The organism is Paenibacillus sp. UNC451MF (genome assembly GCF_000686845.1).
In the GTDB taxonomy this organism is placed as follows: domain Bacteria; phylum Bacillota; class Bacilli; order Paenibacillales; family NBRC-103111; genus Paenibacillus_S.
The window spans coordinates 149,932-165,155 of the sequence record NZ_JMLS01000022.1 but is presented as its reverse complement, the minus strand read 5'-3'; the positions used below and the strand labels follow the sequence as shown (position 1 = coordinate 165,155).

Sequence of the window (15,224 nt, the reverse complement as noted above, 5' to 3'; positions counted from 1 at the left end):
CGTATAACAGAGCTTGTCTTAAGCTCAAAATGATAAATATTGCACTGGCATTCATACATCATTTGTTCAGTTTTCAAAGAGCTTTCGTTGCTTATTTAATGTCACTCTTTTTTGTCGTGACAAGAATTTATCTTATCAGATTCGACAGCCTTTTGCAACATCTTTTTTTAATTCTTTTTGTTTCGTCGTCTCTTTCAACCTTGCGGCTCAGCGGCGACAAAAAGTAATGTACCACAAACGAGCTATGAATTGCAACTGTTTTTTTAAATTATTTTTGTACGAGCTGTTGAGAGCTTCTATCCCACCGCCAAACGGCAAGTTTTCCACCTAGATGACAACCCCCAACCCAACGGTTGACTCCGTTCCGAGCCACACAATCAGCACTACCCGACAATACCCTTTCCCCAAATGGGGTCAGCTCAACAAGCCACTGGTTAAAGTCTACAGGACCCTCACTTGTGTACCCAGGCAATTCCGGCCCCGTAACCGCTATTAATGGATCAGGAACGGAATAAAGATCTTTTAAGCAGCCCCAGTACTGTGAATCTCCTATTCCGTAATCAGGTACAGCTTCAGAAATGTGGTGAAATAGTAACGGCAGCCGATTCAAGCCCTCTCTAAGTCCTTCCAAAGTTAACTGCTCTATGTAGCTAAGTCCGTTGGTTAAAGAAGGAAACCGCTCGAGATGACACTTCATAGACCTATTTAAAAAAGGCAGTGCGGAAGTATCTTGTTCCAGAAGATCTAAAATGGCCTGTGGATTCGTTGAAGCGTAGGCACACCATGCAGTATTTGCAAGCATTAATTGCTCATTGGATACCGGCTTCCAGGTTCCCTTCAACTCCAGCGTTTGCTTTGGCGTCAGCTGCCCCAGCCCTTTAAAAGGATGCACCCCCTGGAACGAATCTATACAGACAAGTTGAAGGTTGGTTTCATTCATTACATATCCATGCTTGTAAAACCATTGAAGCAAATAGATCAGCATGGTCTGGTCAAACAAATCATATTCGAACCAAAGAACAATTTCCTTATAACGAGAACTTTGCCTGAGGGCGGCTTCCTGGAAATCCGTCTGGGATTGGAAGCTTTCTGAAGGAACTCCCCTTGCCGAGAAATACTCTAATCTTGCTTTTCTTGTCTCTTCATCGGTAAAAAGTGCAGACAGAGGCCCTTCGTACAAAGATTCGCGCCATACTAGAATATCGCCTTCTATTCCGCTCTTCCTCAATGTAGAGCCAAAGCTGTCTCCATTCACAATATGAAGCATTACTCATCGCTCCTCGCCATGATATACCGAAAATAAAAAAAGGAGGAGGTTCGCCCCCTCCATTATGGTCAATTAATTCGCCAATAGCTGAAGCAGCTCCTGCTCATCGTCAATAATTCGGATTCCGAGCTCCTGAGCTTTGGTCAGCTTGCTTCCGGCACTTTCTCCTGCTACAACTATATCCGTCTTTTTGGATACACTTCCAGTAATTTTAGCTCCCATAGCCTCTAGCTTCTTGGCCGCCTCATCGCGACTCATGGAGGTTAAGGTTCCGGTTAAAACGACAGTTTTGCCAAAGAACGGATTATCTGTATTAACTACCGCCGGTGCTTCCTCACTCTCCGGATTGACTCCGGCTTGAAGAAGGCGCTCTATACTCCGCTTCATGACTGGATCACGAAAAAATCCCACAATGCTCTCTGCAACTATATCTCCAATATCCTGAAGTGTAACCAACTCTTCAGTTGTAGCCTCCATAAGCTTTGGAAGACTGCGGTAATGGTCGGCGAGCACTTTGGTCGTCGTCTTGCCCGTATTAGGAATGCCTAGCGCAAACAAGAATGATGCCAAATCGCACTGCTTGCTTTTCTCAAAGGCAGCCAACAATTTATTCGCTTTCTTCTCTCCGAACCGCTCCAGCTTGATCAGATCATCAAACGTCAAATCATATAAGTCTGCCGGGTCTCGTACACCAGACTCTTGGTACAACTGCTCTGCTGTCATGATGCTGAACGTCTCGATATCCATCGCATCCCGGGATGCAAAGTGGGTGATTCGACCGATCAGCTGAGGTCTGCACTCCAAACGATTCAAGCAGAACAAATGGGCACCCTTCAGCTCAAGTACAGATCCGCACGAAGGACAATGCTTAGGATATACAATCTCTTCGCCGTCCGCCTCCTCCGTCGCCTTGCCTAGAATTTCTGGGATGACGTCATTGGAACGGCGAATTAGAACATGGCTCCCTAGAGCATGCTTGAGGTTTTTCCGTTCGATGTCCCCGATGTTGTTCAAGGTGCAATTTTGTACCGTAACCCCCGCAATGTCGACAGGTTCAACCTTAGCCACAGGCGTGATTTTACCCGTCCGACCCACTTCCCAAGATACGGACAGTAGAGTTGTGATGGCTTCTTCCGCCTCGAATTTAAAAGCAACCGCCCAGCGCGGAAATTTGTCGGTGTAACCAAGCACTTCCCGAGTGCGCATATCGTTAATTTTCACGACAAGTCCGTCGATCAGAAAATCCAACGTATTGCGCATCGAAACGATGCTCTCCAATTCTTGTGCAACAGCTTCGATTGAATCGAAAAACTTGACGAACGGGCTCACTCTAAACCGATTATCCTGCAGGAAAGAAACCATTTCTTGATGGTCCTGGAAAGCCAGGCCGTCAGTATAGCCGACATTGTAAAAATAGGCGTTCAGTTTGCGTTCTGCCGTTACTTTAGGGTTGAGGTTACGCAGAGCCCCAGCAGCAGCATTACGAGCGTTTTTAAGCGGTTCTGCAGCGGTTTTATTGTATTCCTCAAGTACGGACAGGTTCATGATTCCTTCGCCCTGAATTTCGATAACACCGCCGCTGTATGGAATAGTGAGCGGAATCGAGCGTATCGTCTTGACTTGGGCCAATATGCCTTCGCCGACAACTCCGTTCCCACGGGTAGCCGCTTGCACTAAAGTCCCGTTCTCATAGGTCAGATTGAGGGTCAAACCGTCAAACTTTAATTCCACGACAAAAGAAAGCGGAGGCAGCGGATTCTCCGGGTTACGGCTGTTATAGTCATTGACAAGCTTTGAGGCACGGGTGTGCCAAGCCATTAAATCATCCTGATTTTGCGCCTTATCCAAGCTCCACAGCCTTGATCTGTGCTTGTGCTCATCGAAGCCTTTCAACAGTTGGTCGCCGACGCGTTGGGTAGGAGAATCAGGCAAAGTTATACCTGTCTCCCGCTCCATCGCCACAAGACGGTCGTACAAAATATCGTACTCCGCATCGCTTATACTCGGTTCATCTTTCGTGTAATACATATAATTATGATTGTTAATCTCTTCGATGAGGGCTTTCATGGCCTGCAGAGCATCCGTCATATAAAGAAAACCATCCTCTCAAATTTAAAATCCGTTCTATTAGCTTTCCTTGGTAATAGGCGCAAACTTGGCAAGCAGACGTTTGATACCAACCGGCGCCGGAAATGCAATCTGCAGCTCCGTATCGTCGCCGGCTCCCTTGATGGCGACAACGACGCCAGTGCCCCATTTGCCGTGGGCGACTTTATCGCCCATCTTGTAGTCAAGCACCGGCTTCGCTGAATTGCCTGCAGCCGCGGTTGCAGGACGAGCTGTAGAAGCTGCCCCGCCCATGGTAGGGCGGAAGCTTGCTGCCTTGCCCGGCGCAGCAGCAGAGCTGCTTGCAGTCCCAGTTGAGCCAAAGCTGCCGCCGCTGCCGTAGCGGCTCTCACGCCCGCCCCATGAGCTGCCACCCGAACGGCCGCCAATCGTGCCGCCAGGCACAGCCATCTCCAGCAGCTCCTCGGGAATCTCCTTCAAGAAGCGCGACGGAGCATTCATGTTCGTACGTCCGAAGAGCGTCCGCATTCTAGCGCAGGTCAAGAACAACTCCTGCTCAGCACGGGTTATACCTACGTAAGCAAGACGGCGTTCTTCTTCCAGCTCTTCATTATCGTTAGAAGCACGGCTGTGAGGGAAGACACCTTCCTCCATCCCGATGATAAAGACAACGGGAAACTCCAAACCTTTGGCGCTGTGCATGGTCATTAGCACTACGGAGTTATTGGCGTCCGCTGCATCCTCCGCCGCGTCATTCATCGAGTCGATATCCGCGATAAGCGCCAAATCAGTTAAGAAGGATACAAGCGACTTATCGTCATTACGTTTTTCAAATTCCATCGTAACAGACAGAAACTCATCGATATTCTCGAGCCTAGCAGTCGATTCAATCGTCTTCTCACGCTGCAGCTCTAACCGGTATTCAGTCAGCTCGAGCATTTTTTCAGTCAACTCGGTGACAGATAAATACTCGACCATCCGGTACAGATTGTCGATCATTTCCCGGAAATCAGTCAGCGCATTCTTCGCTTTGGCCCCAATCTCCAAGCCATCAATCTCTTCGAGAAGGGCAAACATAGAGATGCCCCGTCGACCCGCCGCTTCCATTAAACGATCTACAGTTGTGTCACCAATCCCGCGCTTAGGCACGTTAACGATCCTCATGAAGCTTACATCGTCATCTGGGTTAGAGATAAGACGCAAATAAGCGAGAATGTCTTTAATCTCTTTGCGGTCATAGAACTTGATGCCGCCTACGATTTGATAAGGAATATCCGATTTGATCAGTATTTCCTCTATAACCCGGGATTGCGCATTCGTTCTATATAGAATTGCATGATGGTCGAATCGCTTGCCGCTTTTCACATTTTTATTAATTTCGTTCGTAATAAAGTACCCTTCTTCATGCTCAGAGTCGGCTTGATACAAACGAATTTTATTCCCATCGCCTTTACTGGTCCAAAGATTCTTGGCTTTACGTCCGGCATTATTGGCGATAACCTTGTTGGCCGCATTCAATATATTAGAAGTAGAGCGGTAATTCTGCTCCAACAAAATAGTCGTCGCTTTAGGATAATCTTTCTCAAAGTTCAGGATATTGCTAATATCCGCTCCGCGCCAGCGATAAATCGACTGGTCGCTATCCCCTACAACGCAAATACGCTTGTGCTTGTCTGCAAGCATAAGACAGAGCATATACTGCGCACGGTTCGTATCCTGATACTCATCCACATGGATGTATTGAAATTTATTCTGGTAAAATTCCAGTACTTCAGGAACCTCTTTAAACAGATTGATCGTAGTCATAATCAGGTCATCAAAGTCCAGGGAGTTGTTCATCTTCAGCTTCTTCTGGTACAGCTTGTACACCTTGGCCACAATACCGTCGAAATAATCCCCTATAAGGCTCTCTACCATGTCAGGTGATTTCAGTTCGTTCTTGGCCGTACTGATCGCTGCCTGAACTGCTTTAGGCTCGAACTTCTTAGCATCGATATTCAGCTCTTTCATACAGTTCTTAACAACGGACAGCTGGTCACCGGAATCCAATATCGTAAAGCTCGAGGAATAGCCGATTCGAGAAATATCCTTGCGCAGAATTCGTACACACATCGAGTGAAACGTGGATACCCAAATATCTTGACCGCCTGGGCCTACCAGCTTACCTACACGCTCCTGCATTTCCCTGGCCGCTTTGTTCGTAAATGTGATGGCCAGAATGCTCCAAGGAGCCGCTTTTCTCGTTGCGATCAAATAGGCGATTCGGTGCGTCAGCACGCGGGTCTTACCACTCCCCGCTCCTGCCATAATTAATAATGGCCCATCCACCGCTTCAACAGCCTTTTTTTGTTCCGGGTTCAAGGTCTGTATAGATGCAAATATGTCAAACGTATCGTTCATTATAATTCAGTTCCTTTCCATGCTTATTGACGGGCCTTCGCCTCTCTTACCGCCTGTACGGTAGCCAGAGCCTGCTCCGGTTGATCGTATACGGCATTGCCAACAATAACGGTATGCGCCGCTTCCGCTGCCTGATAGGCTTTCTCTGGGCTATCAATACCGCCTCCATAAAACAATCGGGCATCCTTAAGCAGCCCTTTCGTACGAGCCACTAGATCCATGTCCCCAAAAACACCGCTGTATTCCATATAAAAAATCGGGCAATGCAGTAGACGGTCCGCCATTCTGGCATAAGCCTCTACATCCCTAACATCGAGATCCGTGTTCGCTTCTGTTAATTGTGCTGCCGTAGACTGTTCGTTCAAAATGATGTAGCCTTCTGCAAATACTTGGCTCCAATCTAATATCGCCCCGTACTCACGCAGTGCCTTCTGGTGATGCCCCACAATCCATTGCGGATCACTCGCATTCAATACCATAGGAATGAAGAACATATCGAACCCAGGCACAATAGCGTCCTGGCTAGAAACCTCCAGCACACAAGGTACCTCATATCTCCTGATACGCGATAAAAGATCTACCGTATTATCGAATGTAATCCCGGAGGAACCCCCAACCATAATGGCGTCGGTGCCTGAAAGACAAACCTTTTCCAGCCAATCATCCGAAATATCTCGATCCGGGTCCAGCTTAAAAATGTGATTCCAATGTTTAAAATCCGAATGCAATGCACTGCCTCCGTTCTTGATTTGGCGCTTCCAAACGTGCTCTTTCTACCTTCTCTAAAGCTAGTCTATGCTACAGTGCAAACCGTGTCAAATCCGTTTTCATCCAGTTTCCCCCAACAATTTCGTCTGGAAAAAGAGAAAAGACCTGAGAACGCGTGTTCCCAGACCTTTTCTCTATAAATGTTTCATTTGCTTCATATAAGCCGACCGCGTCAGCAAAAAATAAAATAGCTGCATCACTGCATAAATGAGCATGATGGTTACTCCATATTTCCAAACGGAAATGCTGACAAGATTACTGAGTGCCTTGTAAGCGAATCCTGCATGTACGCTTCCGATCAGGACAGGGATAAAGAAGATGAGCCCGATCTGGGTATTCGTAATTTTTCGTATTTCCTGCATCGAGACTCCAATTCTCGTTAGCGCTTTGTATTGGGCCTGGTCCTCCTGCAGCTCCGTAAACAGTTTAAAGTACAACATACTCCCGGATGCCATAAAGAAAAGGATACTGACGAACATCCCAATGAAAAGTGTTAACGAACTGAACTGCTTCATGGACAAAAAAGATTCCGTACGATTAGAGAAACGAGTCTTCTGGTCAGACGGCAGATCAGCTTCCAACTGCTTAATGGCTCCATCCGCCTTTTCCCAGTCCTTGAGTTCGTAACCGATATAAGCGGCTTTTTGCTCCTCTGGCATTATCCCTAAAAGGGGTTTAAACTGATCGTCATTCAAAAGAACAATGTACGTCGCCTCATATATTGGATTAAGGATAGCCCCATCCAACTGACCGTCCATTCGTAATGTTAATTCAGATCCTACGGTTGTCGTCATCAGATCCCCTTTGCCAAAAAGGGTTACTTCTGACTCGCTATAAGGATTTATGATGACGGCATGGCCTGGTTCAATGGCTAATGGTGGCTTCTTGCCGCTACGGCTTTGGCCCTGACTTGCTAAACCGTTATATACGCTGACAGGCAGTAGGAGCACATCTGTCTTTTTATTATTATATGCTTTTATTTGGATAGAGCTCTGAATCCCTACAGTCTGAATTTGATCTGTAATCTCTATTCCATGACGAGTCATCACGCTCTTCACCTGATCCGGCTGTAACAAGGGTGGTACGGTAGAGCCTTTGGCCACAAAGCTAATACTTTGAGGAAAATGCTCCATGATTTGTCCCCTTGCTCCTTGATAAAACATATAAACAGACCCTGACGCCGATAAAATGACCGCACTTAAGATAGAAACCGTAAACAAGATTCTTGCATTGTCTTTCATTTTAAATACAAGCTGCGAGATAGTAATGAACTGAGTGTTGCGATAATAAATTTGGGGCATCCGTTGCAGCCTTTTTAATATCGCTACACTTGCTTGGGTGAACAGAAAGTAAGTCCCCACCACCGTTAGGAATATAACGGGCAGCATCACGATGATGAGGTTGTTTGGAGATGCAGTATAAGCAATGCTATACCCCGTGATGAGACAAGCTGCCGCCAAGAGAACAAGCCATCTCGAAGAAGCCGGCATGGTCTTGGGCTTCTTGGAAGCCTTCAACAGTTCAATGACCTGATTCCTGCCCATGCCCACAAGAGTAATAAGCGTGATAGCCAGAAAGAGGACGAGAAAGCCCACTCCCGTGTATAGCAGCGCCTGCGGCACAATAAGAAACCGTATCGGGTTATCGACTTGAAGCAGCTCGGCTAAAGCCATAAAAAATAGCTTCGAGAAAAGTGTCCCTAAACTGCAACCAACTACGATGGACAGAACCGCAATTGCGGCGTTCTCATAAAGTACAAGCTTATTGATTTGCGACCGGGTCATACCGAACAAGGTCAACAGACCGATTTCCTTTTTGCGCGTCTTTAAAAAAGCGAAGCTCGCATAGAGGACAAAGAAAAACGAAAAGATGACGATCAGAAACTCGCAGGCGACCATGCCCTGCCTTACCTTGGCTGCGGCTTGAATCGTTCCGTTCACTACATCCGGGTGGAATATAAATGAAGCATAAATATAAAAGATCATGACGGAAAACGTACTGCTCAGAAAAAAAGCGATGTACCGGTGCCAATTGCCCTGAATATTTTTAAGAGCGAGCTGTCGAAAAGTCATCGAAATTCCCTCCCAAATAGCTTAAGGCATCCAATATTTGCTGGAAGAACGCCTGCCTGTTGGAGCCTCTGCGAATTTCATTAAACAGCTTGCCGTCCTTAATAAAAACAATTCGCTTGCAATAGCTCGCCGCAAAGGGATCATGAGTTACCATTAAGATGGTAGCCCCCTGCTCCTCATTCATTTCCTTGAGCGATTCCATCACATCTTTGGCTGCTTTCGAGTCCAGGTTGCCCGTTAGCTCATCGGCCAGCAATAGAGCAGGCTCATGAATCATTGCCCGTGCTATGGCAGCTCTCTGCTGCTGTCCCCCGGACACCTCGTAAGTTCTTTTGTCTAAAAGATGAGTAATATTGAGCGTCTCGGCTATTTCCTGCACCTTTTGCTCGATTTCCGCCGCTTTTCTATTTTCCAAAACAAGCGGCAGTATGATGTTTTCCTTCATACTAAGAGTCTCCAGCAGGTTAAAATCCTGAAAAATAAACCCGAGCTGCCTCCGTCGAAAAAGGGCAAGCTGCTTATTGTTCAGCTGATTGGGATTTGTTCCATTGATCTCTATATGTCCTGAAGTAGGCTTATCTATCGTTGCCAGCAGATTAAGAAGCGTAGTTTTCCCACTGCCCGAAGGACCCATGACACCGACGAATTCCCCCTCCTGAACCTCAAGCTGCACCTGATCCAGTGCCTTATAGACAGCGTTACCGTTCTTGGTACCGTAGGTTTTACATAAATTTTCTGTTTTTAAAACTGCCATGTGCTTTGCCTCCCTAACTATGATTCATTACATAACATGCCCTTAGTATAGAAGAGGAGGGCCTAGACTGCTATCGATTCACCTTACAAAGCAGATGGCTTTCTTACAATACTGTCACCTTTCTATCGTTTAAGAATATCGTGCAGCACCGAAGCTGGGGGAAAATGGAGAGTAACTGTAGTTCCTTGCCCTTCAACAGAGGAGATTTCAACACGATGTCCAAGCTTGCGGCACAGCTCCTTAACCAAATAAAGACCCATCCCGGTCGATTCTCCTACCTTCCTCCCGTTCTCTCCGGTGAAAAAAGGGTCGAACACACGAGGCAGATCCTGCTCTGCAATACCTATACCCGTATCACGAAATAACGCATACACTCTATCTTCCCTTTTAGTAACGGTGATGTCGAGGAGCTTGGATGACGGGTCTTCTGTTCTTTTGGCATATTTAATAGCATTGGTGATAATCTGTCGGATTGCTACCGCTATCCATTTTTCATCCGTTTCAACAAACTGGGCATCTGCCTCAACTGTAAGTCTCGGATACACTCCACGCCGGATACAGGCACGCTTATGTTCATTAACGACACTGCGTATGACTTGCTCCAAATTTACTTTTTTCACATGAACGTCCAGCTCGAATTTCTCAAGGCGGGCGGTCTGCAGCATCATATCGAGCCCATGCTCCAATCGGTCATTCTCTTCTTGTATGCTGAGTAGCACGGAAGGAAGCCCATGTTCCTGGACCGGCTCCGTTTTCTGAGTCAGCAAGTCAATGACGGATACTGGCGTTTTCATCTGATGGACCCACTGCCGAATAAAAACGTCGTGCTGCTCTTGCTGCTTCCTGTACTGAACCAAACGATCTTCATAGCCGCTATGAAGCTGGTGCAGCAGGTCTATCATCATCGTTTGTTCCCTCTTCAACCCATAGGGTAGATTACTAATACGGTCCATAGGCTCCGGGTTATTTCTGACAGCCTTCAGCTTGAGAAAATAGTCCCTTTGTCGAACATAATCAATAATGAGATAAAGTGCTACTCCAGAAATCGATAGAATGAATATATACAAAATATTATCTAACTGAACTGAAACCTTTTGCTGCAGCAGATCCAGCTGTACCACGAGAAGCACAAGAAAGATATTCACCAAATAAATGATTACATAGCCGATCCGATCGGATAAAAAATCGATCCACCTCACTCCGCATCCCCCCACGACGTATTGAGCCGGTAGCCTTGCCCGCGTATCGTTTCTATAGCCTTGACAATGCCTATGTCCTCCAGCTTCTTGCGAACACGCGTCACATTGACCGTTAACGTGTTGTCATCTACGAAATCAATATCATCCCATAAGGCCTCCAGCAGAGACTCACGAGTAACGATTTGATCCGCCTGTCTGACAAGGCAATCCAACAATAAAAATTCATTGCGCGACAAGTCAATCTTGCAGCCTTTCCACTCCATCATGTTTTTGGATGCGTCTAGGGTTAGCCCTGCAACATTTTGTATGTCCCGCGGCATCGGGCTTGTTCCTGCGTATTCTCCATAAGTTCGGCGCAGCACGCTCTTCACCTTAGCAATGACGACATCCAGATGAAACGGCTTAGTAATATAATCGTCCCCGCCATTTTCTATGGCCATGACCTGATCCATCTCACCGACACGCGCAGATAAAAAAATAATAGGCACATTAGATACCGTCCTAATTTGCCGGCACCAATAAAAGCCATCGTAATGAGGCAGATTGATGTCCAGCAAAACCATGTCCGGCTTATGGGACAAATACGCTTGTTTAATGTCTCGAAAATCGGTAACCCTTAATGCCGAGTAACCGAACTTATCCATATGCGATTGCAGAATAGAAGCAATTTTATCGTCGTCTTCGACAATAAGAATCCGGTACAAAGAAACACACCCCGTTATTTTGGAATTCCAACCGTTTTCATTATAATGCTTTCCATAGGTCTATTGCAGCCCCAACGCTTCTTTATGGACTTCAAGCCACTAACAAGGAAAAACCCCTGCATAACTGCAGGGGTAACCTTAAACCACAGACTACTGGGTCTGCACTACATGAACTTCCCGCCGCCAAATGAAGTTGGCCTTTCTTGCGAGGAAGACAGGGAAGAGGCGGCATTGGCTTGATCATCAGAATCATGCCAGTCAAAGCTATTGCCACCCCTGTTGCTTGTTGAATGGATTGCGCTGGTGCTGGCGCCATTGCTGTCATCGGTCCAGTTGTAGCTGTTGGCGCCTCGGGACGAGGATGCCGAAACGGCGGAGTAAGAATCCTGATTACTGCCGTATTTAGCCGATGTGTTATCTTCCGCCCATTGGTTAGCCGAAATCCCAGAGGACTGTGCGCTAGGACTCGCCCCTGAACCTGTCGACGATTTGAATGCCGAAGCTGTGTATTGATTAGCTATGCTTTGTGATGTCGGATTTTGATTCTGGCTTATACCGGACATCCCGCTTCCAGCTGTGCTTGAATAGCTTGAGCTTTGATTCTGATTCTGAGATGGGGTGTCAATGGACGAGCTAAAACTGGAAGGGAAGCTTTGTCCGTAACCCTGACCTCCCTGAGCAGAAGGCTGCTGATAAGAGCCTGCTGTCGAGCTTCCGAAGCCTCCCGCCTCGTAAGTATTGTACGACGGCTGGTGCTGCTGGAATTGAGGGCTTGCCGTGTACATCGGCTGCTGCTGTTGTTGATACATGGCGGCCGTATTCACATTGGTACTCTGGATGGACTGCTGGACTAAAGACTGCAGCTGCTCAACCTTTTGGAACTGCTGTTGAAGCTCCTGCTGCACCTCTTGCTGATTGGCCATTTTGACTGATCCATAGCCATTCAGTTGTGACAAAACCTGGAATAGCTCCGCTTGCTCCTGCATCGTTCTTTGGGACAAGCTTTGGAACGTTTGGCGAATGGCTGGATGAGTCGCTTCCAAAGCAGCTGTCGTATATTCACGCGCCGTACGCTTCAGCTCTGACAATACCAGGTTGCCCCAGTCCTGCTCTTGAAGCGGCGTATGCTGATGTGTAGGTTGATTCATATAGTTTTGCTGTTGATACATCTTATGCGCACCTCCTGTGCCGTTAGTGTGTCATCTGGGTTTGCTGCTGCAGCGTTCTAAGCAATTGATTGGAGTGATGCAAACGATCCTGAGCGATTTGCTCCAATTTCTGCTTTAACTGCGGCGATTGACAATCGGACAATCCATGGACGGCCAATTTGGCTAACAAATCTTCGTTCTTCAAGCTATCGGTTATGTACGCCAATTCCTTGGAGCTGACCGTGTTCATACCTTGCTGTTGTTGCTGCCCTTGCTGATTAAACATCGAGTTGTCCTCCTTTCGTTTTTGACAAATATAGGTTGCCCAAGATGTGGAAAACTATGTGTATGGAAATTCCAATTTTCATAAAAAAATCGCCCGCGTCTTGCAAATCGCAAGACGGGGCGAGAATTGGTGCTGCTTAAATTGAGATCACTTCGTTTGCAGCTGCTCTGCCGGTGCCGTCGGCGTCTCTGGGGCAGCTTGCTGCTCAGGAGGCTGCGGTAGCTGCTTGAACTTATCCGCCAGCTCCTGGATGGACGTTATCGGTAAGGAATACGCCCACTGGCCCCCTTGTTGGGCCAGCCATAGGTTATCCTGTTCTACCTTCCCTAGGTAGACCACAGTGGTCTCCTTGTTAGAGGAGTCCGTATATTTGACCTCCAGCTTAAGCTCCGGAGAATCCATCTTTACTTCAGCAGCCGGTTTGGCAGGCTGTTCTGTTGCCAAGAACTGCACCTTATCCAGATAAGCACTAGCGTCGGAGCCCTTCAAATCTTTGTCGTCAAGCTTCCAATTCGCTTCATAGGACTTTTTATCAGTGTCCGTCTTCGTCAACGTCGATTTCTGACCTTTCCATTCAACATTTATGCCACGCACCTGCTCATACTCTAATCGAATCGGACTTTTCTCCATGAGATCGAGCTGGGTCTTGGCAAGCGACTTGACCTGAGAATCATTAATTTTAAACACCTCAGGCGAGCCGCTGAACATAGCATAATCGAATCCTGGAACGAGCATTGCATTACCCACACTTAGCGTTTGAACGGTATCGTTGTTCAGCTTGACCGTAAACTGCTGTTTCGGCTTATCCAAACCGAACTTGGCGAGATCCTTCCCTTCGGCATCAATCGTAGATTCTTTGGTTATCCCATTAAAAGAATCCACCCAGCCATTGGCACTATACTCATTCAGCGGAAGAGCGGTCGGCTTGGTCATCGTCCATTTGCCGTCTTTTTGCTGCATTTCAATTTCAGTGTCACTCGTTTTAATTGTATAGCTTGCTACATCTTTCTGATTCACTTTAACGAGCGGAGCTGCTGTTTCCTGCTTCTCTTTGAAAAAGTCATGGCTTGACGCGTACCAAAAGCCTCCTAAGCAAATGATAACCAGTATGAGCGTCGGAATAAGCCGCTTCATCCTTTTCTCCTCCTCCACCAAATCGTACCGCCGACGATCAGGAAGAGTAACGGGAATAGCAATACCGTTCCATAGAAAATGGATTGCGCTTGACCGCCGGTAATCATTGCCGGTTGAAATTGATTTTCACGAGGACGAATCGTCACTTGATCTTTTTGCTCCTGCAGCCAACCAACGCTGTTCAAAGCAAAATCGCGATTCCCCTGTTGTTGAAAGAAATCATCCCTCAGGGATGTAAAGCTGCCCAGAATGACTGCTTTAGGCTTGTTGTCCTTGGTCTGTACGACATAACCCAAATTAAGCGGACCTTTAATATCTTTGTCGCCTTTGTTGGTATTGCCTTTTACAAGTGCAGCCAAATCGGTTTTACCGAATGCAGAATCCGATGTTTTCAAAATGCTGGTTGCCTGATAGTCTGCTGCCGGTTGATCGACATTTAACGATGCTGCAAGCCCCATTTGCATGAGCAAGTTATAATCCTGCAGCTTGTTTGTTATTTCGTGATATCCATATTCCGGAATAATCGTCAGAGGGGATACCAGTCGGCTTTGCTTCGGATCAACAGCTATCGCATGCTGGTCCGTAACGCCGTATAGGGCCATAACAGAATCCAGATTTTTCCATGCAGTTGCCATATTCTCGTTGAAACCGAGCGACATATAAAGCTTGCCGTTGCCTTTTAAATATTCTTTAATGACCTCGGTCTCTTTATCACTTAGATCGTTTTGCGCTCCAATGATGAACAAGGCTTGCGCATCATCCGGAATTTTGCCTTCACGTAATAAATTGAGGTCCTTCACGGTATAGTTCTCATTCTCCAATGAGCTCTGCAACAAGGTCATTTGGTTGAGAGGCGTTTCATTATGACCAGACAGGAAGTACAAGACCGATTTATCCTTAACGTTCAGATTAACCAATGCTTGCGTCAGCTTCTGTTCACCGCTGAATTGATAGTCGGTTTGGGATTGGCCGTTACTCTGGAACATATCATAATAGTTAATCATCTTCTTCTGAGAGCCGCTCTCGACGACTAACACTCCAGACGGGTCAATTCCCTCGTACTGATTAGCAATCTCCGGATGGTTCTCGATATTAAATTGATCAAATATTATTTTGCTGCTGCGCTTTTTATATTCCTGTACCATATCCACGACTTCACGGTTCAAGAGCGGTTGAGTCTGCGAGCTGGTAAACGCGATAACATGAACATCATTGTCAAGTGATTTTAACGTATTGATCGTTTGCTCGGATAACGTATATTGTTTATTTTGCGTTAAATCGACCTGCAGCGTCTTCGTAGAGTTAAGAAAAATCGTCAGGACGATGAAAATGCCGATCACTGCAAGCGATAGCACGACCGCATTCGTTCCGCGAATCCACTTATTCAATTGCCTTTCCCCCTTCTCGCCTTGCGCCTAAGGCAAA

12 protein-coding genes are annotated in these 15,224 nt (G+C 46.7%); all 12 read right to left on the bottom strand.

Annotated elements, in window-relative coordinates; all coding sequences use genetic code 11:
- Positions 1–268: 268 nt before the first annotated feature.
- The 12 genes from BP97_RS0122100 to BP97_RS0122045 all read right to left on the bottom strand — a co-directional run bounded on the left by BP97_RS0122100 (position 269) and on the right by BP97_RS0122045 (position 15,187).
- Entirely contained in the window at positions 269–1,267 is a 999-nt protein-coding gene (locus tag BP97_RS0122100) for a DUF1835 domain-containing protein (protein WP_028551066.1), read from the bottom strand.
- 72 nt (positions 1,268–1,339) lie between these two features.
- On the bottom strand, positions 1,340–3,355 hold the full coding sequence (gene ligA, locus BP97_RS0122095; protein ID WP_028551065.1) for an NAD-dependent DNA ligase LigA: 2,016 nt from the start codon (positions 3,353–3,355) through the stop codon (positions 1,340–1,342).
- Positions 3,356–3,394: 39 nt separating this feature from the next.
- Entirely contained in the window at positions 3,395–5,734 is a 2,340-nt protein-coding gene (pcrA, locus tag BP97_RS0122090; protein ID WP_036746334.1) for a DNA helicase PcrA, read from the bottom strand.
- Between the two features lie 23 nt (positions 5,735–5,757).
- The gene (locus BP97_RS0122085) at positions 5,758–6,462 is read right to left on the bottom strand and encodes a heptaprenylglyceryl phosphate synthase (RefSeq protein ID WP_028551063.1); all 705 of its coding nucleotides are present in this window, start codon (positions 6,460–6,462) and stop codon (positions 5,758–5,760) included.
- A 174-nt stretch (positions 6,463–6,636) separates the two neighbouring features.
- A complete protein-coding gene (locus BP97_RS0122080; protein WP_028551062.1) occupies positions 6,637–8,574 on the bottom strand; it encodes an FtsX-like permease family protein in 1,938 nt (645 codons plus the stop codon).
- On the bottom strand, positions 8,549–9,328 hold the full coding sequence (locus tag BP97_RS0122075) for an ABC transporter ATP-binding protein (protein ID WP_028551061.1): 780 nt from the start codon (positions 9,326–9,328) through the stop codon (positions 8,549–8,551). The genes BP97_RS0122080 and BP97_RS0122075 overlap by 26 nt, the downstream gene beginning before the upstream one ends.
- Before the next feature lie 122 nt (positions 9,329–9,450).
- Positions 9,451–10,527 carry a sensor histidine kinase gene (locus BP97_RS0122070; protein ID WP_028551060.1) on the bottom strand — a complete coding sequence of 359 codons (1,077 nt, stop codon included), beginning with the start codon at positions 10,525–10,527 and terminating at the stop codon, positions 9,451–9,453.
- Positions 10,524–11,231, bottom strand: coding sequence for a response regulator transcription factor (locus tag BP97_RS0122065; protein WP_028551059.1), 708 nt, complete (start codon positions 11,229–11,231; stop codon positions 10,524–10,526). The genes BP97_RS0122070 and BP97_RS0122065 overlap by 4 nt, the downstream gene beginning before the upstream one ends.
- Positions 11,232–11,395: 164 nt before the next feature.
- Entirely contained in the window at positions 11,396–12,400 is a 1,005-nt protein-coding gene (locus tag BP97_RS0122060) for a spore coat protein (RefSeq protein WP_028551058.1), read from the bottom strand.
- Between the two features lie 22 nt (positions 12,401–12,422).
- Positions 12,423–12,665, bottom strand: coding sequence for a hypothetical protein (locus BP97_RS0122055; protein ID WP_028551057.1), 243 nt, complete (start codon positions 12,663–12,665; stop codon positions 12,423–12,425).
- 147 nt (positions 12,666–12,812) lie between these two features.
- Positions 12,813–13,799 carry a DUF4340 domain-containing protein gene (locus BP97_RS0122050; RefSeq protein WP_028551056.1) on the bottom strand — a complete coding sequence of 329 codons (987 nt, stop codon included), beginning with the start codon at positions 13,797–13,799 and terminating at the stop codon, positions 12,813–12,815.
- The gene (locus tag BP97_RS0122045) at positions 13,796–15,187 is read right to left on the bottom strand and encodes a GldG family protein (RefSeq protein WP_028551055.1); all 1,392 of its coding nucleotides are present in this window, start codon (positions 15,185–15,187) and stop codon (positions 13,796–13,798) included. The genes BP97_RS0122050 and BP97_RS0122045 overlap by 4 nt, the downstream gene beginning before the upstream one ends.
- Positions 15,188–15,224: the final 37 nt, after the last annotated feature.